General features: G+C 69.1%; 21 protein-coding genes. 9 read left to right on the top strand and 12 right to left on the bottom strand.

What is annotated here, in order from left to right:
- Positions 1 to 51: 51 nt before the first annotated feature.
- Positions 52 to 1,098 (bottom strand): cobalt-precorrin-5B (C(1))-methyltransferase, encoded by a 1,047-nt coding sequence (locus GKO32_RS01740; RefSeq protein ID WP_154754961.1) that lies wholly within the window; start codon positions 1,096 to 1,098, stop codon positions 52 to 54.
- A gap of 20 nt (positions 1,099 to 1,118) precedes the next feature.
- Between GKO32_RS01740 and GKO32_RS01735 the strand changes: the two genes are divergently transcribed.
- Genes GKO32_RS01735 through GKO32_RS01725 form a run of 3 tightly spaced genes read left to right on the top strand, consistent with a single transcriptional unit; the run spans position 1,119 to position 5,763 of the window.
- Positions 1,119 to 1,859 (top strand): cobalt-precorrin-6A reductase, encoded by a 741-nt coding sequence (locus tag GKO32_RS01735; protein ID WP_376765916.1) that lies wholly within the window; start codon positions 1,119 to 1,121, stop codon positions 1,857 to 1,859.
- The gene (gene bluB, locus GKO32_RS01730) at positions 1,856 to 2,536 is read left to right on the top strand and encodes a 5,6-dimethylbenzimidazole synthase (protein ID WP_154754959.1); all 681 of its coding nucleotides are present in this window, start codon (positions 1,856 to 1,858) and stop codon (positions 2,534 to 2,536) included. Before GKO32_RS01735 ends, bluB begins: the two co-directional genes overlap by 4 nt.
- Positions 2,537 to 2,553: 17 nt before the next feature.
- Positions 2,554 to 5,763: an arabinosyltransferase domain-containing protein gene (locus GKO32_RS01725; protein WP_376765915.1), complete on the top strand. Its 3,210-nt coding sequence runs from the start codon at positions 2,554 to 2,556 to the stop codon at positions 5,761 to 5,763.
- A gap of 228 nt (positions 5,764 to 5,991) precedes the next feature.
- Here GKO32_RS01725 and GKO32_RS01720 read toward each other — a convergent pair whose 3' ends face one another.
- From GKO32_RS01720 to GKO32_RS01710, 3 genes are read right to left on the bottom strand one after another with little or no spacing between them, the layout of a single operon-like run.
- Entirely contained in the window at positions 5,992 to 7,476 is a 1,485-nt protein-coding gene (locus GKO32_RS01720) for a precorrin-2 C(20)-methyltransferase (RefSeq protein ID WP_154754957.1), read from the bottom strand.
- The gene (locus GKO32_RS01715) at positions 7,473 to 8,096 is read right to left on the bottom strand and encodes a precorrin-8X methylmutase (protein ID WP_312867404.1); all 624 of its coding nucleotides are present in this window, start codon (positions 8,094 to 8,096) and stop codon (positions 7,473 to 7,475) included. Before GKO32_RS01715 ends, GKO32_RS01720 begins: the two co-directional genes overlap by 4 nt.
- Positions 8,093 to 9,148 (bottom strand): ferredoxin-like domain-containing protein, encoded by a 1,056-nt coding sequence (locus GKO32_RS01710; RefSeq protein ID WP_154754956.1) that lies wholly within the window; start codon positions 9,146 to 9,148, stop codon positions 8,093 to 8,095. Before GKO32_RS01710 ends, GKO32_RS01715 begins: the two co-directional genes overlap by 4 nt.
- Before the next feature lie 279 nt (positions 9,149 to 9,427).
- Between GKO32_RS01710 and cobN the strand changes: the two genes are divergently transcribed.
- Complete coding sequence (gene cobN, locus GKO32_RS01705) at positions 9,428 to 12,970, top strand: cobaltochelatase subunit CobN (RefSeq protein WP_312867403.1); 3,543 nt, start codon at positions 9,428 to 9,430, stop codon at positions 12,968 to 12,970.
- A 57-nt stretch (positions 12,971 to 13,027) separates the two neighbouring features.
- Here the strand turns inward: cobN and GKO32_RS01700 are convergent, their stop codons facing one another.
- The 5 genes from GKO32_RS01700 to GKO32_RS01685 form a co-directional block, all read right to left on the bottom strand.
- Positions 13,028 to 14,386 carry a sensor histidine kinase gene (locus tag GKO32_RS01700; RefSeq protein ID WP_154754955.1) on the bottom strand — a complete coding sequence of 453 codons (1,359 nt, stop codon included), beginning with the start codon at positions 14,384 to 14,386 and terminating at the stop codon, positions 13,028 to 13,030.
- Positions 14,386 to 15,066 (bottom strand): response regulator, encoded by a 681-nt coding sequence (locus GKO32_RS01695; RefSeq protein ID WP_154754954.1) that lies wholly within the window; start codon positions 15,064 to 15,066, stop codon positions 14,386 to 14,388. Before GKO32_RS01695 ends, GKO32_RS01700 begins: the two co-directional genes overlap by 1 nt.
- 14 nt (positions 15,067 to 15,080) lie before the next feature.
- On the bottom strand, positions 15,081 to 15,248 hold the full coding sequence (locus tag GKO32_RS37850) for a hypothetical protein (protein ID WP_166459329.1): 168 nt from the start codon (positions 15,246 to 15,248) through the stop codon (positions 15,081 to 15,083).
- Entirely contained in the window at positions 15,245 to 15,646 is a 402-nt protein-coding gene (locus GKO32_RS01690) for a hypothetical protein (protein WP_154754953.1), read from the bottom strand. The genes GKO32_RS37850 and GKO32_RS01690 overlap by 4 nt, the downstream gene beginning before the upstream one ends.
- Before the next feature lie 95 nt (positions 15,647 to 15,741).
- Complete coding sequence (locus tag GKO32_RS01685) at positions 15,742 to 16,386, bottom strand: FMN-dependent NADH-azoreductase (protein WP_154754952.1); 645 nt, start codon at positions 16,384 to 16,386, stop codon at positions 15,742 to 15,744.
- A gap of 81 nt (positions 16,387 to 16,467) precedes the next feature.
- Between GKO32_RS01685 and GKO32_RS01680 the strand changes: the two genes are divergently transcribed.
- Complete coding sequence (locus GKO32_RS01680; RefSeq protein ID WP_154754951.1) at positions 16,468 to 16,935, top strand: MarR family winged helix-turn-helix transcriptional regulator; 468 nt, start codon at positions 16,468 to 16,470, stop codon at positions 16,933 to 16,935.
- Here the strand turns inward: GKO32_RS01680 and GKO32_RS01675 are convergent.
- Positions 16,932 to 17,171 (bottom strand): hypothetical protein, encoded by a 240-nt coding sequence (locus GKO32_RS01675; protein ID WP_154754950.1) that lies wholly within the window; start codon positions 17,169 to 17,171, stop codon positions 16,932 to 16,934. The two genes, GKO32_RS01680 and GKO32_RS01675, sit on opposite strands and share 4 nt — an antisense overlap.
- A gap of 170 nt (positions 17,172 to 17,341) precedes the next feature.
- Here GKO32_RS01675 and GKO32_RS01670 point away from each other — a divergent pair, with 170 nt between their 5' ends.
- The 3 genes from GKO32_RS01670 (at position 17,342) to GKO32_RS01660 (ending at position 20,943) form a co-directional block, all read left to right on the top strand.
- Entirely contained in the window at positions 17,342 to 19,690 is a 2,349-nt protein-coding gene (locus GKO32_RS01670; RefSeq protein WP_376765914.1) for a Tex family protein, read from the top strand.
- Between the two features lie 116 nt (positions 19,691 to 19,806).
- Positions 19,807 to 20,229 carry a DUF6401 family natural product biosynthesis protein gene (locus GKO32_RS01665; RefSeq protein WP_154754948.1) on the top strand — a complete coding sequence of 141 codons (423 nt, stop codon included), beginning with the start codon at positions 19,807 to 19,809 and terminating at the stop codon, positions 20,227 to 20,229.
- 87 nt (positions 20,230 to 20,316) lie between these two features.
- Positions 20,317 to 20,943 carry an NAD(P)H-binding protein gene (locus GKO32_RS01660; RefSeq protein ID WP_154754947.1) on the top strand — a complete coding sequence of 209 codons (627 nt, stop codon included), beginning with the start codon at positions 20,317 to 20,319 and terminating at the stop codon, positions 20,941 to 20,943.
- 28 nt (positions 20,944 to 20,971) lie between these two features.
- Here GKO32_RS01660 and GKO32_RS01655 read toward each other — a convergent pair whose 3' ends face one another.
- On the bottom strand, positions 20,972 to 22,228 hold the full coding sequence (locus GKO32_RS01655) for an aminotransferase family protein (protein ID WP_154754946.1): 1,257 nt from the start codon (positions 22,226 to 22,228) through the stop codon (positions 20,972 to 20,974).
- Positions 22,229 to 22,316: 88 nt separating this feature from the next.
- Positions 22,317 to 23,114 carry a coiled-coil domain-containing protein gene (locus GKO32_RS01650; RefSeq protein ID WP_154754945.1) on the bottom strand — a complete coding sequence of 266 codons (798 nt, stop codon included), beginning with the start codon at positions 23,112 to 23,114 and terminating at the stop codon, positions 22,317 to 22,319.
- 330 nt (positions 23,115 to 23,444) lie between these two features.
- Between GKO32_RS01650 and GKO32_RS01645 the strand changes: the two genes are divergently transcribed.
- Positions 23,445 to 24,824, top strand: a complete 1,380-nt coding sequence (locus GKO32_RS01645; protein ID WP_312867402.1) for a serine/threonine-protein kinase — start codon at positions 23,445 to 23,447, stop codon at positions 24,822 to 24,824.
- Positions 24,825 to 24,846: the final 22 nt, after the last annotated feature.

Below are 24,846 nucleotides of genomic sequence, written 5' to 3'. Positions count from 1 at the left end.
CGGTGGTGAGACGCACCCACTCGGCATCCGTGACGACATCATCACCAAGGGTTACCCCGGCGCCCGTCCGACAATCGTGCCTGCGCGGTCGATGACCAAGACGTCCACTTCCACCGGCGCCGGGCCGAGCACGTCGGCCGCTGTGGCCAGCGCCTTCGCCGCCACCAGGTCCCCCAGCGGTAGCTCGGCCGCCTGCGCCAGTTCCAGCGCGTGCAAGGCCGTGTTCGCGGCCAGGATCTGCTCGCCGATCGGCGGTGCGAGCGACGCCAGCAGCCGCAGATCCACCTGGGAACGCTTGGAATGCAGATCGAGGTGCCCGGCGGCGAGCTTGGAGAACTTCGCGAACCCGCCGGCCAGCGTCAGCCGGGGCACCGGATGCCGCCGCAGGTACTTGAGCACCGCACCCGCGAAATCCCCCATGTCCAGCAACGCGCCCTCGGGAAGCCCGTGCAGCTCCGCGGCCACCCGCTCCGACGTGCTGCCGGTCGCGCCCGCGACGTGGGTGTAGCCCATCGCCCTCGCCACGTCCACGCCTCGCCGGATGCTGTCGATCCACGCCGAACATGAGTACGGCACCACCACCCCCGTCGTGCCCAGGATCGACAGGCCGCCGACGATGCCGAGCCGCGGGTTCCAGGTTTGCCGCGCGATCTCCTCGCCGTCGGGGATCGCGATCTCCACCACGACGTCACCGGTCCCGCCATGCGAGGCCGCGACGCGCGCGACCGCCTCGGCGATGAACCGGCGCGGCATCGGGTTGATCGCAGGTTCGCCCACGGCCAGCGGCAATCCGGGCCGCGTGACCGTGCCGACCCCTTCGCCCGCCCGGAAAGTCACGCCGCTGCCCGGCTCGCCAGGCGAAACCGTGGCGAGGATCAGCGCGCCATGGGTGACGTCGGGGTCGTCGCCCGCGTCCTTGATCACCCCGGCGGTCGCCGACCCCGCCGAGAGCCGCTCGGTCGCCAGTGCGAACGCCGGCCGGCGGTCCTTCGGCAGCCATACCTCGACGGGATCGGGGAACTCGCCGGTGAGCAGCGCGGTGTACGCGGCCGTCGTCGCCGCGGTCGCACACGCCCCCGTCGTCCACCCGTACCGCATGAACAGGGAGTATGGCTCCTGTGCAGACCGTTCTCGTCCTCGGCGGCACCGCGGAGGCCCGCGCGCTCGCGGCCGAACTCACTGAACGCGGCGTCCACGTGGTCTCGTCGCTGGCAGGCCGTGTCGCGAACCCCCGGCTGCCGGTCGGCGAAGTCCGCGTCGGCGGCTTCGGCGGACCGGACGGATTTGCCCGTTATCTCACGGAAAACCGGGTCGGCGTTGTCGTCGATGCCACACATCCGTTCGCACAACGAATCGGTAACTCCGCCGTGCACGGGGCCGCCGTGGCCCGAATTCCGTTGCTGCGCTTGGCACGCCGGGGCTGGACGGCCGGCGAAGGCGACGACTGGCACTGGGTCGGCAGTCTCGAAGAGGCCGCGACCAAAGCCACGCAGCTGGGTGAGCGGATCTTCCTGACGAGCGGTCGCCAGGGGCTGAGCGCGTTCGCGGGGTGTACCGGCCAGTGGTTCCTCGCCCGCTGTGTGGACCCGCCGGAACCGCCCCTGCCGCCGAAAATCGAAATCCTGCTCGACCGCGGCCCGTACGACGTGCCCGGCGAACTCCGGTTGCTGGACGAACACTGCATCGACGTGCTTGTCACGAAGGACAGCGGGGGTACCATGACCGCCGCGAAACTGGTCGCCGCACGGATGCGCGGCATCCCGGTCGTGGTCGTGCGGCGCCCGGCCCGGCCGGTCACCGAAATTGTCGAAGACGTCACGGCCGCCGCGGACTGGGTTTCAGCGAGGCTGGCGAGATGACACAGGCCTTTTACGAACTCGTCACGCGGCGCCGGGATGTTCGCGCGGAATTCACCGGCGAACCGATTCCCGGAGACGTACTCGACCGGATCCTGACCGCGGCGCACGCGGCGCCCAGTGTCGGACTCACCCAGCCATGGGATTTCGTGCTTGTGTCCAGCACCGAAACGCGCAAAGCGTTCCGCGAGCATGTGCTCGCCGAGCGGTCCGTTTTCGCCGGAACGCTCTCCCCCGAACGGAATGCCACGTTCGACCGGATCAAGATCGAAGGCATCCTCGAATCCAGTCTCGGCATCGTCGTCACCTACGACCCGGCGCGCGGCGCACCGCACGTACTGGGCAGGCATGCGATCGGTGACGCCGGGCTGTACTCGGTGTGTCTGGCCATCGAGAACCTGTGGCTCGCCGCGACCGCCGAAAACATCGGGGTGGGCTGGGTGAGCTTCTACCGTGAGGAATTCCTTTCCCAGCTCATCGGCATTCCCGACGGCATCCGGCCCATTGCGTGGCTGTGCGTCGGGCCGGTCAGCAGGCTGCACGAAACGCCCGATCTGGAACGCCACGGCTGGCGCCGGCGCCGCCCGCTGGCGGCCGCAACCCATCTCGAACGCTTCGGCGATCAGCCCGGCGTGCATAATTCGTGCGCGACAGAACCCGACGAAACCTCGACTCAGTAGGGCGATACGTTCGTTCAATGTGGATGGCCAGTAGGACGCCGACCGTCACCTCCGACGAGGTGACCGATCCGGAGCAGCCACGCCCGGACACCACAACCTCCAGCGTGCCCGGCACCTTGCTGTGGCGATGGCTGGCCGTCGTGCTCGGTGTGTTCTCCGCGGCCTGCGCCATCGCCTACCCGCTGATGCCAGTGGTACAGGACACCGCGCAGATCACCTGGCCGGTCGGCAGCGACACGCGCCCGGTGAACGCCCCGCTCACCGGCTACTGGGCGCAGGACATGCAGGTCGACCTGCCGTGCGCGACGATCCAGGCCGTCAACTCGCGGCTACCCGGCGGCGCGTTGCTGTTCTCCACCGTGCCGGGCGCGCGCACCGGGAACGGCGCCGGCGTGTTCCTGCGGGTCGAGAACGGGGTGCTGACGGCGTTCAACCGCGGCCAGCAGGTCGCCAACCAGCCGCTGCCCGCGACCGGCTGCGATGTCCACTACTCCTCCACCGCCACGCGCACCACGCTCACGGTCGGCGGCACCGCGGTCTTTGACGCGAGCGGTGATGTGCGGCCCCGGGTCGTCGGGATCTACACCGACCTGACCTCCGCGTCCGACCCGGTCACGGGGCTGCGCGTGACGATCACGCCGGACAACCGATACCAGTCCTCGCCGACCGGGCTGAAGGTCGGGCTCGGTGTGTTCGGCGTGCTGTCGCTGATCGGTTGTCTGTTCGCGGTCAACCGGATCGACCGCGGCGGTGCCCGTCGTGCGCCCCGGTGGGCGCCGCTCGGCTGGTGGAAACTTACGAAACGTGACTTCACGGTCTTCGGCGTGCTCGGCGCGTGGGTGTTCATCGGGCCGGTGACGTCGGACGACGGCTACATCCTGACGATGGCCAGGGTCGCCTCGCAGGTCGGCTACCTGACCAACTACCACCGCTGGTTCGGCGTCGCCGAGGCACCATTCGGCTGGAACGACCACATCTACGAGCTGATGTCCACGGTGTCCACGGTGCCGCCGTGGATCCGCTTGCCGTCGTTCCTCATCGGCGTCATCTGCTGGCTGCTGATCACCCGGGAAGTCATGCCACGCCTGGGAAATCAGGTCCGGCAGAGCCCGGCGGCGAGCTGGGCCGCGGCGATGGTGTTCCTCGTGTGGTGGCTGCCGTTCAACAACGGGGTGCGCCCGGAACCGTGGGCCGCGCTGGGTTCGCTGCTCGCGCTGTGCGCTGTCGAACGCACCCTCGTCACGCGGCGCCTGCTGCCGTTGTGTCTCGGTCTGCTGGCCGCCGCGTTCGCGCTCGCCGCCACCCCGACCGCGCTGATCGCGGTGGCGCCGTTCCTGGTGGCCTCGCGCCCGTTGTTCCAGATGCTGCGCTCCCGGGCGCGGGAAGCGGGCTGGGCGCCGGTGCTCGCGCCGATCGCCGCCGCCGGGTTCATCGTGCTCGTCGTGGTGTTCGCCGACCAGACGTTCGCGACGGTCATGGAAGCGACCCGGTTGCGCGGCATCGTCGGTCCGAACGAGCCTTGGTACAACGAACTTTCCCGGTACGAGCTGCTGTTCGCCGACAGCGCCGACGGCTCGATGACGCGCCGGTTCCCGGTGCTGCTGCTGATGTTGTGCACCGGCGCCTGCCTGGTCGTGCTGCTGCGCCGTGGCCGCATCCAGGGTGCCGCGCTCGGCCCTGCCCGTCGGCTCATCGGCACCACGGCGTTGTTCTTCCTGTTGCTGGCGCTGACCCCGACCAAGTGGACCCACCACTTCGGTGCGTTCGCCGCGGTCGGCTCGGCGATGGCCGCGCTGACCGCACTTGCGACGAGTTCGACGGTGCTGCGGTCGAAACGCAACCGGGCCGCGTTCACCGCCGGCCTGCTGGTGGTGGCCGCACTCGCGGCGACGGGGCCGAACGCGTACTGGTTCGTGTCGGGCATCGGGGTGCCGTGGTTCGACAAGGCGCCGTCCATCCACGGTTACCACCTGTCGACCGTGCTACTGCTCGCCGCGGCCGTCGCGGCGGTGATCGCGTTCGTGGAGAACGTCAAGGCGCAACGGCCGGGCCTGCTGCCACCACCGACGCCGGAACGGCGGCTGCGCGCGCTGAAACTCGGGTCGATCTCGCTCGTCGTGGTCTGTGGCGTGGTCGTGGCGTTCGAGTTCGCCAGCATGGGCAAGGCGATTCAGAAACAGTGGCACAGCTACAGCCTCGGCGCGGCGAATGTCGCGCATGTCTTCACTACGAGCTGCAATCTGTCGGACCATGTGATGGTCGAGCGGGACCCGGTTTCCAGTGTGCTCAAGCCGGTGCAGGTGCCGACCGTGCCCGCGGAGAAGCCGCAGACCGCGCCGCAACTCCCGCCTGCCGATGAGGACAACGGCACGACTCAGGCCGGTTTCCATTCCACGGCCGAAACGGGCGACGACCCACTCGGCGGCCCGCCCCACGGCTTCACCACAAGCACCGTGCCGATGTGGAGCAGCTACGGCTCGGACGAGCGGACCGGGCGCCTGCGCACCGACTGGTACCAGCTGCCGGACAACCGAGTGAACTCGCAGGTCGCGGTGGCGATTGCGGCGAAGTCCGGCAAGGCTGAGGGAGTCTGGCTCGAGTTCGGGACGCAGACCCCGCAAGGCGTCAAAATCGTCAAGTCCGACCAGGTGCTCGCCCCCGGCGCGGGTACGACCTCGGGCAGCGACCCGACGGTCACCGGCAAATGGGCCGACAAGCGGGTCGAGATCGGTGACCTGCCACCGGACATCACACTGGTGCGCGTGGTCGCGAAGGACGACGACGTCACCTCGGAAGGTTGGGTCGCCGTCAGCGCACCGCGTGTCCCGACGTTCACCACACTCACCCAACGGGTCGGCAACGCGCCGGTTTACATGGACTGGCCTTCGGCGTTCGTATATCCGTGCATGAACCCGGTTGTGTCGCACGATGGGATCTCGGAACTGCCGCAATACCGGCTCACCGCGGGTTCACTCGCGTCGGAGGCAGACTGGGCGAACAATGTCGGCGGCGGGCCGAACGGCTGGCTCGAAGAGGTCGCGAGCGAACCCGAGGTGCCGAGCTACTTGCAGGGCGACCCCGGGCAGTCATGGGGCCAGCTGATGCAGATCGAGCCGTACACCGAGGGCACCTCCCCCCATGTCGAGCACGGCGAGAAAACCGTGTGGGGCTGGTGGTCACCAGGCCCAGGCCCACAACAACCAAACGGATCAACCCAAACCCGCTAAAAAAGCCCCCACCCAGCCAAGGTGACGTCCCGTTGGGCCAGTCATCCCGGAGCCAGCCCGCCGGCGAGGCAGTCTTTTTGGGTCGCGCTCCGCGCGATGCTCTGGTCTTTTTCAGCGCCTGGATGACCGGGCGCGGGGCGCCCTCGTAAGTGGGCGGTGGGTCCCTCGGCGGCTTTTGTTGCCAGGCGGTGGTTTTGTGGGTGGCGCGGGGGCTGCCGTTGTGCTGGCTCAGTATGTTCTTGGCGTCCACATCTGACCGTTGGTGACCCTGGTGCGGCTGGAGCCGATGATCAGCAGGCAGCGCATGTCTACTGTGGACGGATCCAGTTCACCTAGGGTGGTGATCCGCACCGACTCCTCCGGGCCGCCGACGTCGCGCGCCACGGCGACGGGGGTGGCCGGTGCGCGGTGGCGCAACAGGATTTCCTGTGCCTGCGCCAATTGTGTCGTGCGGGTGCGGGAAGCCGGGTTGTAGATCGCGATCACCAAGTCTGCCATGCCCGCCGCGTCGAGGCGTTTTTCGATGATTTCCCAGGGTTTCAAGCGGTCCGAAAGCGACAGTACACAATAATCGTGCCCCAACGGGGCGCCGACCTTGGACGCCGCCGCCTGTGCGGCCGTGACGCCGGGCAGCACGCGCACCTTGACGTCGCCCTCCTGCAGTGCGGCCTGTTCCAGCACTGCCGACGCCATCGCGAAAACCCCGGGATCGCCCGAGGAAACAACGGCCACCCGCGCACCGGACCTGGCTAGAGAAAGCGCTTCCTGGGCTCGATCGGCTTCGACGCGGTTGCCTGAAGCGTGCCGCTGCTGCCCGGCCCGTTGGGGCACCTTCGCCAGATAAGGACCGTAGCCCACCAGATGATCCGCCGCCTCCAACGCTTCCGCGGCTTCGGGCGTCAGCCATTGTGGACCCGCCGGGCCCAGCCCGACAACCACGACCTCACCTGCGGCGACCGGTTCGCCCGCCTCGACGATGCCGGTTTTCCTTGCCGCGTAAGCAGGACTGGGCACGAGTGCGAGCGAGAAGTACGGCACGGACTCCGGATCGACTTCCGCGAACGGCTCGACCCGCTGCGCCTGCCAGGTTGCGCGCTCGACATAGTATGCGTCATCGAGCCGGCCGGACTCCGCGAGCGCCTCGCGCACGGAACCGAACGTGCGCCCCAATTTCAGCACCGCCGCCGCCTCCGTGTCGGCGAGGCGCCGCGCCAGTTCCGGCGCCGGCAGTGTGCCCGGCAACACCGTGAGCACCTCGTCCCGTTGCACGAGCGGACGCCCCAGCACGGCCGCAGCCGCGCTGACCGAAGTCACGCCGGGCACCGCTTCCGCATCGTAACGGTCACAAAGCCGTTCATGCATATACATGTACGAGCCGTAGAAGAACGGGTCACCCTCGCACAGGACCACCACGTCACGCCCGGCATCGAGATGCTCGGCCAGCCGTTTCGCGCTCAGCTCATAGAATTCCGCGATCGCACCTTCGTAACCGCCGGGATGATCGGTGGTCTCAGTGGTCACCGGATAGACCAGTCGCTCCTCGATCTGCCCCTCACGAAGGTAGGGCTCGGCGACCGAACGCGCGATGCTCCGGCCGTGCCGTGCACTGTGGTAGGCGATCACCTGCGCATCGCTGATCAGCCGCGCCGCCTTGACCGTCAGCAGTTCCGGGTCACCGGGACCGAGGCCGACGCCCCAGAGTTTGCCGGTCATTCGGCCTCGCTCGCGAGCGCGTTCACCGCGGCGACGGCCATCGCGCTGCCGCCTCGCCGCCCGTGCACCACAAGGTACGGCGCCGGAGCCCGCTTCGCCAATTCCACTTTGGACTCAGCGGCACCGACGAACCCGACCGGCACCCCGATGATCGCGGCCGGTACCCCGGCGCCCTCGTCGAGCATTTCCAGCAACCGGAACAACGCGGTGGGCGCATTGCCGATCGCGACAACGGAACCTGCCAGCCGGTCCCGCCACAGTTCGAGCGCCGCCGCCGAACGGGTCGTGCCCATGCGTTCGGCGAGCGCGGGCACCTGCGGTTCGGAAAGGGTGCACACGATCTCATTGTCCGCAGGCAACCGGCGACGCGTGATACCGCTGGCGATCATGTGCGCATCGCACAACACGGGCGCGCCCGCCCGCAACGCGTCGCGCGCCGACTCGACCACCTCCAGCGAGTAGGCCAGATCGTCGACCAGATCGACCATGCCACACGAGTGGATCATGCGCACCGCAACGGGTTCGAGGTCCTCCGGCAGGATCGCGACATCGGCCTCGTCGCGGATCGTGGCGAACGAGCGACGGTAGATCTCCGGCCCGTCCTTCAAGTAGTCGATCACCGGTTTCCCTTCTGTGCCAACACATCCACCAGCGCGTCGACCGGCACCACCGCGCCGTCGACCAGGTAACCCCCGTCGGCGGCCACCACGTCCACCGCGTCACGCGGCTTACCGCACCGCCGTTCACAGCCGGAGAAGTGCGCCCGCGCCGACACCCGCCGCGCGTCGGCCCGCACGTCCGCGCGTGACTTGGCGCAGCCCGGCCGGCCGATGCAGGCGCTCACCATGGTGTCGCTCGACAGCTCCAGCAGGTCCGCCCGGAACTGCGGCACCACAACGCTGCGCCACGGCGTCACCACCACGTCACCACCGAACGACCTCACCTGCGAGGCGGTCAATTCACCGAACAACGGTGCCACGCATATCCCCTGTCCGCCGTCATCCCGTGCGAAGGCACCGGGCGACACCGGCCGCGGGCGGCCGGGCGAGCCGGAAAAGCCTGGCAGTTCCCGCATCCGCCACGCACTGCCCCGGATATCGAGGAACCGCAACGCTTCCCGCACCAGCACCGCGACGGCTTCACCGAGCGGAACCGCCGGACCGGGCTGCCCCGCACGCAAGACCACCCCGGTCCGCGCGTCGAGCGCCTGCCAGCACAGGTCGGCGTCCTCGGCAGCGACATCACCACGACCGTCGTCGAGCGCGAACAGGAACCGCCCCGGCAGCCCGGCCAGCGCCGGCTCCGCGCACACGGCCGCGTCCAGCTCGGCGACCAGCGGCCGCACGTCCACCGCACCTCCCGCGAGCCCGCTCAGCGGCGACGCGAGGAAGTTGCGCACCCGCTCGTGCGAAGGCGCGGGCAGCAGGCCGGCGTCGGCCAGCCGGCCCACCAGCTCCCCCGTGTCCGGGGCAAGCCCGCGCAACTGGACATTCCCGCGCGAGGTCAAGTGCACCGAACCGTCACCGAGCTCGTCCGCGCAGCCCGCGAGCACCTCCAGCTGGGCCGCGGACACCCGGCCGCCGGGCAGCCGGACCCTGGCCAGCGCCCCGTCCGCAGCGTCGTGCGTCGCGAACACACCGGGGCACGCATCGGGCCGGACTCGGACGGACATGGTCCAACGGTAACTCCTGGACCAGCTGACAGTCGTGAACGGGGCACACCAGGTCGAGCGGCGGGCCTGGAGGTGATTTACTAATCCGATCAAAAGTAGGCAGACCCCGAGCAGCAGGTAACCCTTGCCACACAAGCCGGATAGCCGTGACTGTGGTCGGATTGGTAACGAACGGCACAGTACTCCACTCAGCGGTTCCCTCGGCCCGGCGAGCGATCCGCTTGACGCGGAGCCGTCCGCCCCCGGAGAGTGAGAAGGCGAGAACCAGGGAGGCCCCGCGTGATCCTGTTGCTGTCCACTTCGGACACAGACCTGCTGAGTGCGCGTGCGTGCGCGGCTGGCTACCGGCTGGCAAACCCCGCCCGGCTCGACCTCGGCGAATTGCCCGCGTTGCTGGATGGCGTGCGGATCGTCGTGGTGCGCATTCTCGGGTCGGCGCGTACGTGGCAGGAGGGCTTGGACGCGGTACGCGCCAGCGGTGCGCATGTCGTGGTGCTGGGCGGCGAGCAGGCGCCGGACGCGGAGCTGATGGAGCTGTCCACGGTGCCCGCCGGTATCGCGACCGAGGCGCACAGGTATCTGGCGCAGGGCGGCCCGGAGAACCTCACCCAGCTCCACCGGTTCCTGTCCGACACGCTGCTGCTGACCGGTGACGGGTTCGAACCGCCCGCACCGCAGCCGATGTGGGGTGTGCTGGACCGGAAGCCGCGCCGCACCGAGGGGCCGGTCGTCGCGATCCTCTATTACCGCGCCCATCACTTGTCAGGCAACACCGCGTTCGTCGAGGCACTGGCGAGCGCGGTCGAGGACGCCGGTGGCCAGGCCTTGCCGATCCACTGCGCGTCCCTGCGTACGCGCGAGCCGGAAATGATGGCGGAGCTGGGCAAGGCCGACGCGTTGCTGGTCACCGTGCTCGCCGCGGGTGGCACCAGGCCCTCCGCGGTCGGTGCCGGTGGTGACGACGAAGCGTGGGACGTCGCAGAGCTGGCCGCGCTCGACATCCCGATCCTGCAGGCGCTCTGCCTCACCAGTGACCGTGAAACCTGGGCGGCGAGCGATGAGGGACTGTCGCCTTTGGACGCCGGGAACCAGATGGCGGTGCCGGAGTTCGACGGCCGGATCATCACGGTTCCCTTCTCCTTCAAGGAACTCGACGAGGACGGCCTGCCGCGTTATACGCCCGACGCCGAGCGTGCGTCCCGGGTGGCCCGGATAGCGCTGGCACACGCGCGGTTGCGGCATACGCCACCGCCCCAGCGCCGCGTCGCGCTGATGCTGTCCGCCTATCCCACCAAACATTCGCGGGTGGGCAACGCGGTCGGCCTCGACACGCCGGCGTCGGCGGTGAAGTTGTTGCGCCGCATGATTTCCGGGGGTTACGACCTCGGCGCCGAGCCGTTCCCCGGTGTCGAGTCCGGCAACGGGGACGAGCTGATCCACGCGCTCATCGCCGCCGGTGGCCAGGATCCCGAGTGGCTGACCGAGGAACAGCTGGCCGGTAACCCGATCCGCGTCCCGGCCGAGCGGTATCGCGAGTGGTTCGCCGCACTGCCCGAGGACTTGCGTGCGGAGATGGAACAGCACTGGGGCCCGCCGCCCGGTGAGCTTTATGTGGACAACGGGGACATCGTGCTGGCGTCACTGCAGGCCGGCAACGTCGTGCTGATGATTCAGCCGCCGCGCGGGTTCGGCGAGAACCCGGTGGCGATCTACCACAACCCGGATCTGCCGCCGAGCCACCATTATCTTGCGGCGTACCGCTGGCTGGAAGAAGAATTCGGCGCACACGCGATCGTCCACTTGGGAAAGCACGGCTCACTGGAATGGCTGCCGGGTAAGACGGCAGGCCTGTCGGCGTCGTGCGCGCCGGACGCCGTGCTCGGTAATCTGCCGTTGATCTACCCGTTCCTGATCAACGATCCCGGTGAGGGCGCACAGGCCAAGCGCCGTGCACACGCGACGATCGTGGACCACCTCATCCCGCCGATGGCGCGCGCCGAGAGTTACGGTGACCTCGCGCGGCTGGAACAGTTGCTCGACGAGCACGCGAACATCGCGGCGATGGACCCGGCGAAACTGCCCGCGATCCGCGCACAGATCTGGACGCTGATCCAGGCGGCGAAGCTCGATCACGATCTCGGTGTGTCGGAACGGCCGCATGACGTGGAGTTCGACGACTTCCTGCTGCACATCGACGGCTGGCTGTGTGAGGTGAAGGACGCGCAGATCCGCGACGGCCTGCACATCCTGGGCGAAGCGCCGACCGGGGAAGCCAGGGTGAACCTGGTACTGGCGATGCTGCGCGCGCAGCAGATGTGGGGTGGCAAGGCAGGTGCGGTCCCGGGTCTGCGATCCGCGCTGGGTCTCAAGGACGACGCCCCACTGTCCGATGTGGACTCTGTCGAGCAGACCGCACGCGCCCTCGTGGAAGAGCTGGAGGCCGCGAACTGGTCGGTGGACGCGATCACCGCCGAGGAGCCGGTGGCCTCGGTGTTGCGGTTCGCCGCGACGGAGATCGTGCCGCGGCTCGCGGGCACGGCGGGCGAGCTCGACGCGGTGCTGCATGCCTTGGACGGCGGGTACATTCCGGCCGGGCCGAGCGGTTCTCCCTTGCGGGGCTTGGTGAACGTCCTGCCGACGGGCCGCAACTTCTACACCGTGGACCCGAAGGCCATCCCGAGCCGGCTGGCGTGGGAAACCGGCCAGGCACTGGCGGATTCGCTGGTGAAACGGTACCGGGAGGACACCGGGGACTGGCCACGGTCGGTCGGGCTTTCGGTGTGGGGCACCTCGGCGATGCGCACGTCCGGCGATGACGCCGCGGAAGTGCTTGCACTGCTTGGGGTTCAGCCCAGCTGGGACGAGGCGTCCCGGCGGGTCACCGGCTTGGAGGCGGTCCCGCTCGCCGAGCTCGGCCGCCCGCGGATCGACGTGACGGTGCGGATTTCGGGCTTCTTCCGCGACGCGTTTCCGCACGTGACCGACCTTCTCGACGATGCCGTGCGGCTCGTCGCGGCCTTGGACGAGTCTCCCGAGGAGAACTACGTCCGCGCCCACTATCTGTCCGATCTGGACAGTCATGGTGACGAACGTCGCGCCACCACGAGGATTTTCGGTTCGAAGCCGGGCGCCTACGGCGCGGGCCTGCTGCCGCTGATGGACTCCGGCAACTGGCGTGACGACGCCGACCTGGCCGAGGTGTACGCGACGTGGGGTGGTTACGCGTACGGCCGGGAGCTGGATGGGAAACCGGCCCGCGAGGACATGGAAAGCTCGTACCGCCGGATCGTTGTCGCCGCCAAGAACACCGACACCCGCGAGCACGACATCGCCGATTCCGACGACTATTTCCAGTACCACGGCGGCATGATCGCGTTCACCCGCGCGTTGACCGGCGAGGCACCGGCTTCCTACATCGGCGACTCGACGAGCCCGGACCTGGTGCGCACGCGTTCGCTGCATGAGGAGACAGCGCGGGTTTTCCGTGCCAGGGTGGTGAATCCACGCTGGCTGGCCGCGATGCGCAAGCACGGCTACAAAGGCGCCTTCGAACTCGCCGCGACAGTCGACTACCTGTTCGGTTTCGACGCGACGGCCGGTGTGGTGGACGACTGGATGTACGAGAAACTGTCCGAGTCGTACGTTCTGGACAAGCAGAACCAGGACTTTCTGACGAAGTCGAACCCCTGGGCGCTCCGCGGCATCATCGAACGCCTCACGGAAGCCGCGGACCGCGGCCTGTGGGCCGAGCCGGACCCGGACCTGCTGGACCGGCTACGCGAGGTCTACCTCCAGACGGAAGGCGACCTCGAAGGGGAATGAGTCAACCGCGGCCCCAGAGGCAGAACGCCCCGGCCGCTGAACCGTGCGCTCACGCGGTCAAGCGTAGGCGGATGACCGCGACAGTGGCAGCGTGATCGTGAACGCCGCGCCGCCTTCCGGGGCTGGGCCCGCTGAGATCGTGCCACCCATGCGGTTCACCAGCCCGTGGGCCAGTGCCAGCCCGATGCCCGAACCGACTGGGCGGCGGCCGCGGTATTTGGCGTTGAGGGCGCCGCGTTCGAAGGCCATCGCGTAGTCCTCCGGTGCCAGACCCGGCCCGCCGTCGCGCACCTGCAGTATCCCGGTGTCCGTCAACGACAACGTCAGCGTCGGCGCCACCCGCAGCGCGTTTTCCGCCAGGCCGTCCAGTACCTGCCGCAAGCGCCGGGCGTCGACGATCGCGAACACCGGATGCGGCGGGGTCTCCAGCCGGAACACCACCCCCGCCCGCTCGCACCGCACGCGCCACACGTCCGCGCACCGGGCCACCGTGTCGGTCAGGTCGACCTCCGCGAGATCCAGCTGGAACTCATCCGCGCCAAGCCGGGCCAGGTCAAGCAAGTCGCTCACCAAACGCTCCAAACGCTGCGACTCCCGCTGGATCGTCTGGCCCGCCCGCCGCGCATCCTCCCCCGTCACAACGCCGTCCGCCACCGACTCCGCGAAACCGTGCACCGCGGTCAACGGCGTCCGCAGCTCATGGGAAACCGACAGCAGGAATTCCCGTTGCCGCGACTCACTTTGTTGCAGCGCCGAGGAAAGCTCATTGACCGCCGTCGCCACCTCCGCGACTTCGGCCGGTCCCTGCACGGGTGCCCGAAGATCACGCCGCCCCTGCCGCATCGTCGTCGCGACATCCGCGGTCCGGCGCAATGGCCGCGCCAGCAAGCGGCCGAGGCCAAGTCCCGCGACGGCCGCGACGAGCAATCCCGCGCCGAGCGCGAACAAGATGTTGCGCACCACCGCGCGCTGCGTGGACACGGCCATCCGGACCGGTTCCACGAGCGCGAACCCCGCCCCCGCAGCGACTCCGCGCGCCTCGACGAGGTACTCCTGTCCCGCCACCGTCCGCGTTGCCGAGATCGACCGGTCCGCGGCGATTCCCTGCAGACCGGCCTCGGTGGCGGCCCGGACCGCGAGCGGATCACCCGTCACCGCACGCGGCCGTGCCGTCACCACCAGAATCCCTTGCCCCCGAAGGACATCGACGGCCTTTCCGAGCCCGAGCCGTGAGCCGAGAACGGCCTCGTCCACCTGGCTCGCGACCACATCCGCCTGTGCCGCAAGGGAACTGCGCAACACGTCCGTCCCGGTCCGCCGCACCAGACCCGCCGCGACCAGACCGGCCACCAGCACCGCGATCCCCGCGACCGCGAGACACACCACGGTGATCCGGAAGGCCAGAGAACGGCGCATCACACACCGTCCGCCGCGTACCCGACGCCCCGAACTGTCCTAATCGGACTGTCCTCGCCGAGTTTCGCCCGCAGCTGCGCGATATGCACGTCCACGGTTCGCGTGCCGGCCGACGCCGAGTAGCCCCAGACGGAACTGAGCAACTGGCCGCGTTCGAACACCCGGCCCGGTTGCCGCAACAACTGCGCGAGCAGGTCGAACTCGGTCGAAGTCAGCGTGACCTCCCGGTCCCCGGCCCAGGCCCGCCGCCGCGTGACGTCCAGCCGAACCTCCCCCGCCGTCAGCACTTCCGCCGGTGGGGCTGCGCCGCGGCGCAGCACCGTCCGGACCCGCGCGGCGAGTTCCCGCGGGCTGAACGGTTTCGTCACGTAGTCGTCCGCGCCGAGTTCCAGCCCGAGTAACCGGTCGACCTCGTCGTCACGCGCCGTCACGAACAACACGGGTGTCCAGTCACCGGCCGCACGCATGGTCCGGCAGACCTCCACACCGTCCATACCGGACAGTCCAATGTCGAGCACCATGGCGACCGGCCGCAGCCGCCGCACGGCGGCCAGCGCGGCGTCCCCATTGGACTCCACGTGCACACCGAATCCGTCGCGTCGCAGGTAGAGCGCGATGAGTTCGGCGATCGCCGCCTCGTCCTCGACGACCAGCACGAGACCACGGCCGGGTGCGGTCATGGGCTCTCCCGGGCTCACGGCGAGCCGTCGCCCGCCACCTCCGAATCGATCGCGTCCAGCGTAGTCTGGATCTGGCTCAGTTCGTCCTGCGGCCGCGGTGAACTCGGCGTCGCATTATCACGGCAGCCCGCGCAGCCGAGTGTCAGCGCGACCAGCACCAACCCGATCGCGACGCCTCTCATTTGGCTACGCAATGGGAATCCTTGAACTTCGTGAGCCTGTCCTCGATGGACTTCAAGTCATCAACCCGTCCGGCGCGCCGGTCCGCGCGCTGCGTGAGCTGATCCGCGATTTTCGCGTGCCCGGCGGCTCGCTGCTTGTCCGCGCGGGCCCGCAGCCACGCGACGGAACCCTTCGTGTTGGCGTCACCGTTGATCCGCGCGATCAGCTTGTTCTTCCGGTCGATCAACCGCGGCAACCGATCCGCGCACAACTGCTGGGATTCCTCGGGACTCAACGTCACCTGGCCGTAGCTGGGCGGCGGCGGAGCCGTGGTCTGGGCTGACGCGGCGGGGACGCCGATGGCGAGCGCGGCCAGCACGCTGCCCCCCACGATCACCGTCCGAACGCTGGTGTGCATTTCTCCTCCTTCGTCGGTACTGCGCGTTGACTATGGAGGACGAGCATTCGAGGAAAGTGGCCGCTTTGTTCGGGGTTTGTAAGGACCGCCCACACTCAAGCGAGCGCCGGCGCCCACAGGTCGTCGATCTCGCGCTCGGCCGCCGCGCGGCTCTGCTCCGCCAGCGGCCGCAGTTCGGCCATCGCGGGGTTCGTCGCGGTCATGGTGAGCTCGGCGGTGATGAACCGTGGCTCCAGCCCGATCATCGACACCCCGTGCGGCAGCCACGCCTCGGAGTGGTCCCAGCCGTGCCGTGGGGTGCCCTCACCGTATCCGCCACCGCGCGCGGCGAGCACCACGAACTGGCGCCCGCCCAGCAGCCCGGCCTGGGTCGCGATGTCGAAGGTCACCCCCGGGATCACCAGATGGTCCACCCAGGCCTTCACGCTGCTCGGCGAGGCGTAGTTGTACACCGGCAGCCCGAGTAGGACGGTGTCCGCCTGCTTGACCTCGTTGACCAGCTCCGTGCTGAGCGCCCAAGCGGCCGCCTGCTCCGGTGTGTGCTCGGCCGGCGGGACGGCGCGCGCGAGGAAGCCGGCCGCGTCGAGATGCGGCAGCGCCTCGGCCGCCAGGTCGCGGTAGGTCACCGTGCCGCCGGGATGAGCCGCATGCCACGCCTCCGCCGCCCTGGCGGTGAGCTGGCGGGTCACGGACGTGTCCTTGCTCTGGATGCTCGAGTCGATGTGCAGCAGGTGTGCCATCTAACTTCCCCTTCGAATATGATTTGTGTAGGACAAACCATTAATAGCACGTATGCCATGGCCGATGGGTAGACTGTGGCCATGACCTCGTCGCCGGCCCTCAACCAGCCGCCGCCCCGTGTGGGGTCGCTGCTGTCCCGGGTCTCGCGCGCCATCAGGGTGCGTTCGGAGACCCTGCTCGGCCCGATCGGCCTGCGTCCACGGCATCTCATCGCGCTCTCCGTGCTGCGCGAGTCCGGTGGCACCACCCAGCAAGCGCTTGCGACCACGCTGGAGATGGACGGAACGAATGTCGTCGGCCTGCTCAACGAGCTGGAGGGAAGGGGCCTGATCGAGCGCCGGCGGGCCGCGCAGGACCGGCGTCGGCACGTCGTGGAACTCACCGAAATCGGCCGCTTGACGCTCGAGAAGGCCGAGTCGGAACTGGCGGCGGTCGAGGACGAGGTGCTCACGAACCTCGGCAAAGACCAACGTGAGCAGCTCTACGTCCTGCTCCAGCAGGCGGTCGGCTGCGCACCGAACTACGCCGAGACGCTCAACGAGTGCTAGGGCGGCGGTGCCTGGCCCTGGCGCCACAGCAACGCCCGGTGCAGCTCCTCGATCAGCCGCTCGTCGTCCTCCTCGGACGGGTCCTCACCGAAGGGCACCCAGCGCTCCCAGACCTGCTCCCCGTCCTCGTACCCGGTCAGCAGGATCCCGGGATACGACAGGGAAACCTCTCTGTCCCCGGCGTCGACGGTGACCTGCCGCAGCTGCACCGCGACGTGTACCGCCCGTTCGGACATAGGCACCTACCGGGGAACTTGCGGGCGATCGATACCCGACAGTCGCGTGGCACGGGCCTTTGTTACTGGGCGGCCCCCTCGCTCCCGGCAACCACGTCCGGGCACAATGCCTCGGGCGTGGGTGTCCCGCCGGACACAGCCGGATGTCGACCAGGGAGTGGATCAGGAACGTGACAGGCAGCTTGCCCAGCGTGGTGCAGTCGATCGAGCACCGGATCGCCGAGGAGCTCGGCGTCCGCGAGGGACAGGTCAAGGCGGCCGTCGACCTCCTCGACGGCGGGTCGACGGTGCCGTTCATCGCGCGGTACCGCAAGGAAGTCACCGGCATGCTCGACGACACCCAGCTGCGCACGCTGGAGGAGCGGCTGCGGTATCTGCGGGAGCTGGACGAGCGGCGCGAGGCCGTGCTCGACTCGATCCGCACCCAGGGCAAGCTGACGCCGGAGCTGGAAGAGCAGATCAAAGGCGCCGAGACGAAGGCCCGCCTCGAGGACATCTACCTGCCGTACAAGCCGAAGCGGCGCACCAAGGCGCAGATCGCGCGCGAGGCCGGTCTCGAACCGCTCGCCGACGGCCTGCTGAACGACCCGTCGACCGACCCGCAGGCCGCGGCCGCGGTCTTCGTGGACGCCGAGAAGGGCGTGGCCGACGCGCAGGCGGCGCTGGACGGTGCGCGGGCCATCCTGGTCGAGCGCTTCGGTGAGGACGCCGATCTGCTCGGCGAGCTGCGCGAAAAGATGTGGACGCAGGGGCGGCTGTCCTCGAAGGTCCGTTCGGGCAAGGAAACCGACGGCGCGAAGTTCTCGGACTACTTCGACTTCTCCGAGCCGTTCACGAAGATGCCGTCGCACCGCGTGCTGGCGATGTTCCGTGGTGAGAAGGAAGAAGTCCTCGACCTCACGATCGAGCCCGAGGAACCGAGCGAAGAACCGCGCACCGGGCCGAGCGAGTACGAGCAGCGGATCGCGCAGCGGTTCGGCGTCGCGAACAAGGGCCGTCCCGGCGACAAGTGGCTGATGGACACGGTCCGCTGGGCCTGGCGCACGAAGATCCTGCTGCACCTCGGCATCGACCTGCGGTTGCGCCTGCGGCAGGCCGCCGAGGACGACGCCGTGCGGGTGTTCGCGGCGAACCTGCGTGACCTGCTGCTGGCCGCGCCCGCCGGCACCCGCGCGACGATGGGCCTCGACCCGGGGTTCCGCACCGGGGTCAAGGTCGCCGTGGTGGACGCGACCGGCAAGGTCGTCGCGACCTCGACGATCTACCCGCACCAGCCGGCGAACCGCTGGGACGAGTCGATCGCGCAGCTGGCCAAGCTCGCTGCCGAGCACAAGGTCGAGCTGATCGCGATCGGCAACGGCACCGCGTCGCGGGAAACCGACAAGCTGGCGCTCGAACTGATCAAGAAACACCCAGAGCTCAAGCTCACCAAGGCGGTCGTGTCGGAGGCCGGTGCGTCGGTGTACTCGGCGTCCGCGTTCGCCGCGCAGGAGCTGCCCGGCATGGACGTTTCCTTGCGTGGTGCGGTTTCCATCGCCCGCCGCCTGCAGGATCCGCTGGCGGAGCTGGTCAAGATCGACCCGAAGTCGATCGGGGTCGGCCAGTACCAGCACGATGTGTCCGAGGTGTCGCTTTCGCGCTCACTCGACGCGGTGGTCGAGGACTGTGTGAACGCGGTCGGGGTGGATGTCAACACCGCGTCCGCACCGCTGCTGACCCGCGTTTCCGGGATCACCGCCTCACTCGCCGAGAACATCGTCAGCCACCGCGACAGCAACGGCCCGTTCAGCTCACGTGAGGTGCTCAAGCAGGTGCCGCGACTGGGCCCGAAGGCGTTCGAGCAGTGCGCGGGCTTCCTGCGGATCCGCGGCGGGGACGACCCGCTGGACTTCTCCAGCGTGCACCCCGAGTCATACCCCGTGGTGCGGCGGATCCTGTCCACCACCGGCAAGGAGCTGCGCGAGCTGATCGGCAACGAGCGGGTGCTGAAAACGGTGCGGCCCGACCAGTTCGTCGACGACACGGTCGGCCTGCCCACCGTCACGGACATCCTGTCGGAGCTGGAAAAACCGGGTCGTGACCCGCGACCGGCGTTCAAGACCGCGACCTTCGCCGAGGGCGTGGAGAAGATCGCGGACCTCAAGCCGGGCATGCGCCTGGAGGGTGTGGTGACGAACGTCGCGGCGTTCGGCGCGTTCATCGACATCGGCGTGCACCAGGACGGGCTGGCGCACGTCTCGGCGCTGTCGAAGAACTTCGTGAAGGACCCGCGGGACGTGGTCAAGCCCGGCGACATCGTCAAGGTGAAGGTGCTCGACGTCGACATCCCCCGGAAGCGGATCTCTCTCACGTTGCGTCTCGACGACGAGGTCGGCGGCCCGAAGCAGCCGCGGGAGAAGAACGAGCGGCAGGGACAGCGCAAGGGCGGCGGCGGGCAGGCACGCAACCGGCGCGATTCGGGTAATGCGGCAGGTGGCGCGCTCGCCGACGCACTACGCCGAGCCGGTTACGGACGCTGATCACCCGGGTTGTTGCCTACTGTCCGTCAGCGAAAATTCGGGTGTTACGCGCCAATTCGGCGGAAGAATAGACATCCAGGTGGCGTCGAGGCGTACATCGGCTCATCATCGTGGGCATGGGCTGGGCCGACAATCTGGCGGATCGATCTGCCCGGCGATGGTTTCGCGAGATCGCCGGGCCGCTCGAGCCCGGTTGGTCGGCACTGTCGGCGTATCCCGCGCTCTGGCCCGCCTACGAGCGTCACCTCTCCTCGGTCGTCGATGCCGTCCGGGTCGAAGAGGAGCAGGTGCAGCGCCAGGAACCGGTGACCAACCTCGTGCTGATCGCGTCCCATGCGCATGACGTGTGGACGGCGGCCGAGAAGAAGGGCTGGGCCCCGCCTGCCGACGTGTCCGGGTGGACACCCGAGGAATGGACGGGGCTGCGCCTGCTGGCGTGCTTCCGGCTGGCGGCGGCCGAACCGCACGGCCCCAAGCTCAGCCGGGTGGCCGCCGTACTCCGCCCTGCCACGGCGGAAATCCGCAAGCGCGTCCGCTGACGTCCTAAGTGGACGCTGCGCCAGGCATTGACCGGGGGCTCCGGTACGGCCATCCTGTTGTGCACAAAGCAAATCGGGGAGGTTGCGATGAGCAGCTTCGTGGTGGTCGGCGGTACTGGGCGGACCGGGCGCCGGATCGTCGGCCTGCTCACCGACGGCGGACACGATGTCGTGGTGGCCAGCAGGGGCGGCGCGCGGAAACTGGATCTCGCCGCGCCGGACCCGGCCGTCTTCGCGGGCGCTGACGGCATCGTGCTGTGTGTCGAGCCACCCAAGGACGCGCCGGGCGCCGAGGCGGTGATGCACGAAGGGGTCGCCGGGGCAGCGGCCATCGCCGCGCGGGAGGACATCCCGGTGGTGCTGGTGTCGCAGATCTACGTCACGCGCGCGGCGGAGCATCCGGAGATGGCCGCCAGGATCGAGGCGCGGGCGCGTGGCGAGCAGTCGTTGCGGGACAGCGGCGCGCAATACACCATCGTCCGGCCGAGCTGGCTGCACGACCTGCCGACCACAGGCGTCCGCGTCGAGCAGGGCGACACCGGCGAAGGCCGGGTCAGCCGCGACACGGTGGCGGCCGCCGCCGTCGCCGCACTGTTCGACCCGTCGGCGTCAGGCAAGACCTTCGAGCTCTACGACGACCCTGAGTCCGAGAAAGCGGAGTGGACAACGGTTTTCGCCGCGCTGAGCCCGGATCCCGAAGCCGCGCACGCCTAGGGCTCGGCCGATCGTCCACTGTGGACGGTCACAGCTTGAGCGCCAGTTCGTCGAGGCCGGCGGCGAGCGCGGCGCCGATCTGGTGGATCTGCTCGGGTTCGATGGTCAGCGGCGGGGACACGGCGACGGCCTTGCCGAGCGTCCGCGTCACCACGCCGTGCTGCCGCACCAGCAGATGCAGGTCGGTCACCGCGGAAGGCAGACACTCCAGCACATCCGGGGTCAGCTCCACCGCGCCCAGCAGGCCGAGGCCGGCACGGACGTCCGCGACCAGTTCGTGCGACGCGAGCGGGTTCAGCGCGCCGGCCAGTGTCCCTTCCAAGGCCTGCCCGCGCTCAATCAGCCTCTCGCGTTCCAGCAGGTCGATGTTGACCAGTCCCGCCGCGCAGGCGGCCGGATGACCGGCATACGTCGAACCGTGGCGCAGCGTGTTGCCGGGCCGCGACCAGAACGGCTCGGCGACCCGGCCGTGCGCGACGACCCCGCCGAGCGGCAGGTACCCGCTCGTCACGCCCTTGGCGAAGGTGATCAAATCGGGTTCCGCGTCCCAGCGCTCGACGGCGAACCAGGTGCCGAGCCTGCCGAACCCGCAGATCACCGCGTCGGCGATGGCGAGCACGCCGTACTCGTGGCAGACGTCGATCACGCCGCGCACGTAACCCTCGGGTGGCGGTAGCAGCCCGCCGGCCCCGATCACCGGCTCGAACAGGAACGCCGCGACGTTCTCCGGGCCTACGCGCAGAATCTCCGCCCGCAACGCGTCCACCGAGTCGAACGGGACGCGCGACGACGAAGGCAGGATCTCGCCGAACCCGGTGCGGTTGGCCTCGATCCCCGCGACGCCGGTGCCGATCCCGTTGGTGCCGTGGTAGGAATTCTCGCGGCTGATCACGTGCACGCGGCTGGGTTCGCCCTGCGCGGCGTGGTAGCGGCGGGCGATTTTCACCGCGGAGTCGACTGCCTCGCCGCCGCCTCCGGTGAAGAAGACCTTCGCGTCAGGCAGCGGCGCCAGCTCCGCGAGCCGTGCGGCGAGCGCGCGGGCGGGTTCGTTGGTGAAATCGGCGAAGATCGAGTAGCCGGCGAGCTTGCGCATCTGTTCGGCCGCGGCGTCGGCGATCTCCGTGCGGCCGTGGCCGACGTTGACATACCAGAGGCTGGCGGCGGCGTCGAGGTACCGGTTGCCGTCGGTGTCATACACCCAGACATCCTCACCGCGCTCGAGCACGAACTCGCTGTCGCGCACCACCGCCATGTCCGAGAACGGGTGCCACAGTGCTGTCTCCATGTGATCAGCTTGACTGGCGGTGGATCACTTGGCCAGCGTTGACCGCCGCCACTCAGAGCACCGGCTCACCGATCGACGGCCGGCCCCCTCAGCTCTGCGCGTTGGCTGGTTCCTTCCGGGGTGCGGGCACCGCCCCGTCCGGGGGTTCTACCTGGAGCATCGGGGTTGCCTCGGCGAGCAGTTTCTGGATCGCGTGCAGCTCGGCAATCGTGCGATTTCGCTGTGCCTCGACGGTGCCGGCCTGCCCCTGCGCGTGATCGAGCAGCTTCCGCGCCCGTTCCTGGGTCTCGGCGAGCAGCCGGGCGCGTTCTTGCGCCGCCTCCTGGACCTGCGCTTCGATCTCGGCGACGGCCGCCGCCCGGCGGGCACGCATCGCCTCGTCGAAGTCCTTCTCCACCTCTTGCCGCCGCTGCGCCGCCTCTTCGTCCAGCTTCTGGCGCTCCTTTGCGGCCTGCTCGGAAAGCGCGGCGATCTCCGTCCGCGTCCGCTCCAGTTGCCGCTGGTGATCCTCCGCCACGGCACGCCGCTGCGCGTCCGCCTCCGCGACCACGGCCAGGTGCCGCTCCCGCAACCGTTGCGCCGCACGCTCAGTCGCCGCCCAGCTGCGTTCGGCCGCGGCGCGCGCCCGCTCGGTGATCTCCGTCGACTCCTCCTGCGCCAGCTCGATCATCCGGAACAACCGGTCGCTCAGCCCGTCGGCCTCGATCGGAGACCGGCTGATCCGGTCGATCTTCGCGTGCAGCCGGTCGTTCTCGCTGCGGAGTTCTTCCAGCCGCCGCGCCAAATTCTCCGCGCTCGCGACCGCCGCGTCCCGGTCCGCGATCACCATTTCCAGTTCCGCTTCGATCCGCCGCACGTACTCCCGGACCTGGCGGGCGCTGTACACACCCCAAGATCGACGGAATTCCGGGCGTGATGGAGCCTGATCCTGTCGAGAGTCAACGCCGGCCATCAGCACCTCCCGAAGCGACAGTCCTTAATGGACTGTGAGCCGAAACCCCGTACTGCCGAGCATCCTCTTTCCGGGGCGTTTCGTCTACCAGCTTGCCCGTTCCGGCGTAATTTCCCGGTATGACATCCGCGATCGTGCCACTGGGCACAGATTTCCGCTGTCCTACATGGATTTCCGCGTTCGGGGTAACCGCGGGACAGACTCGGACGACACACAGGGTAGCTCGCCGTGTCGGGCCTTCGGCCGACGCCGTAGCCTGACCGGGTGACCGGGACGGAGACCATGGACGAGGGGCGCCTGATCGCCGGCCGCTACCGGCTGGAGCGCCGCCTCGGCGGCGGTGCGATGGGCGTCGTGTGGTTGGCGAAAGACGAGCTGCTCGACCGAACCGTTGCACTGAAACAACTTCTGCTCACCGTCGGGTTGAGCAAGAAGGATGCCGAGGAGGCGCGCAAACGCTCGTCACGTGAGGCGCGGCTGGCCGCCCGGCTGCAACACCGGCATGCCATCACGGTCTTCGACGTCGCGGACGACGAAGACGGGATGCCTGTGCTGGTCCTGGAATACCTGCCGTCGCAAAGCCTCGCCGAGGTGCTCGCCGCGCGGGGCCCGCTGCCGCCGTCCGAGGTCGCGCGGATCGGCGCGCACGCCGCCTCCGCACTCGCCGCCGCCCATGCCGCCGGGATCGTGCACCGTGACGTGAAGCCGGGAAACATCCTGCTCAGCGAGGACGGCACGGCGAAGATCACCGACTTCGGCATCTCCCGCGCGGCCGACGACGGCACCCTCACCGGCAGCGGCCGCTTCGCCGGTACGCCCGCGTTCCTGTCCCCCGAGGCCGCACGCGGGGAGAAGCCGACGGCGGCTTCGGACGTCTTCTCCCTCGGTGCCACCCTGTACGCCATCGTCGAAGGTCGTTTTCCTTACGGGGAAAACGAAAACCAGATGGCGCTGCTGTACGCCGCGGCCGCCGGGCGATTCGCTCCGCCGAAGCAGGCAGGACCGCTGACCGCACCGCTGGAGCGGATGATGCGGTTCGCGCCCGAGGAACGCCCCAGCATGGCCGAGGTCGCCGCTGAGCTGGAGCAGCTCGCCACACCGGCCGAGGAGAAACGGCGGCGCGGCGGGGCACTGATCTGGTCCGGGGCCGGCGCGGCGGTGCTCGTGGCGGCGGCCGTCACCGCGCTGCTGCTGGTCAACAAGGGTTCGGACGGGCAGAATGCCGCGCCACCGGCATCGGTGTCCCAGCAGCCGCCGACCTCCGCGCCCCAGCCCGCGCCCAGCTCGACGTCGAGCCAGGCGCCCTCGTCCTCAGCGGTCCCACCACCCGCGCCACCACCGCCCGCGACGACCGATCCCGCGCAGTTCGTCCGGGACTACTACGCGATGATGCCCGGCGGGACCGCGGTGGGCTGGACCAAGTTGAGCCCGGCCATGCAGGAGCGCGTCGGGCACGACTACTACCTGCGCTATTGGGGCGGCATGTCGAAGTTCGAGGTCACCACGGCGCCACACCAGACCGGGCCGAACACCGTCGAGTCTGAGCTCGAATTCGTGCAGAACGGCAGGCACTTCCACGAGCTGCACCGGCTCAGCCTGATCACGGTCAACGGCCAGCTCCTGATCGACTCCGACTCCGTCTAGAACCCGCGCGAGTTGAGCGTTC

The organism is Amycolatopsis pithecellobii (assembly GCF_009707865.1).
In the GTDB taxonomy this organism is placed as follows: Bacteria; Actinomycetota; Actinomycetes; order Mycobacteriales; family Pseudonocardiaceae; genus Amycolatopsis_E; species Amycolatopsis_E pithecellobii.
This window is presented reverse-complemented; position numbering and strand designations above follow the sequence as displayed.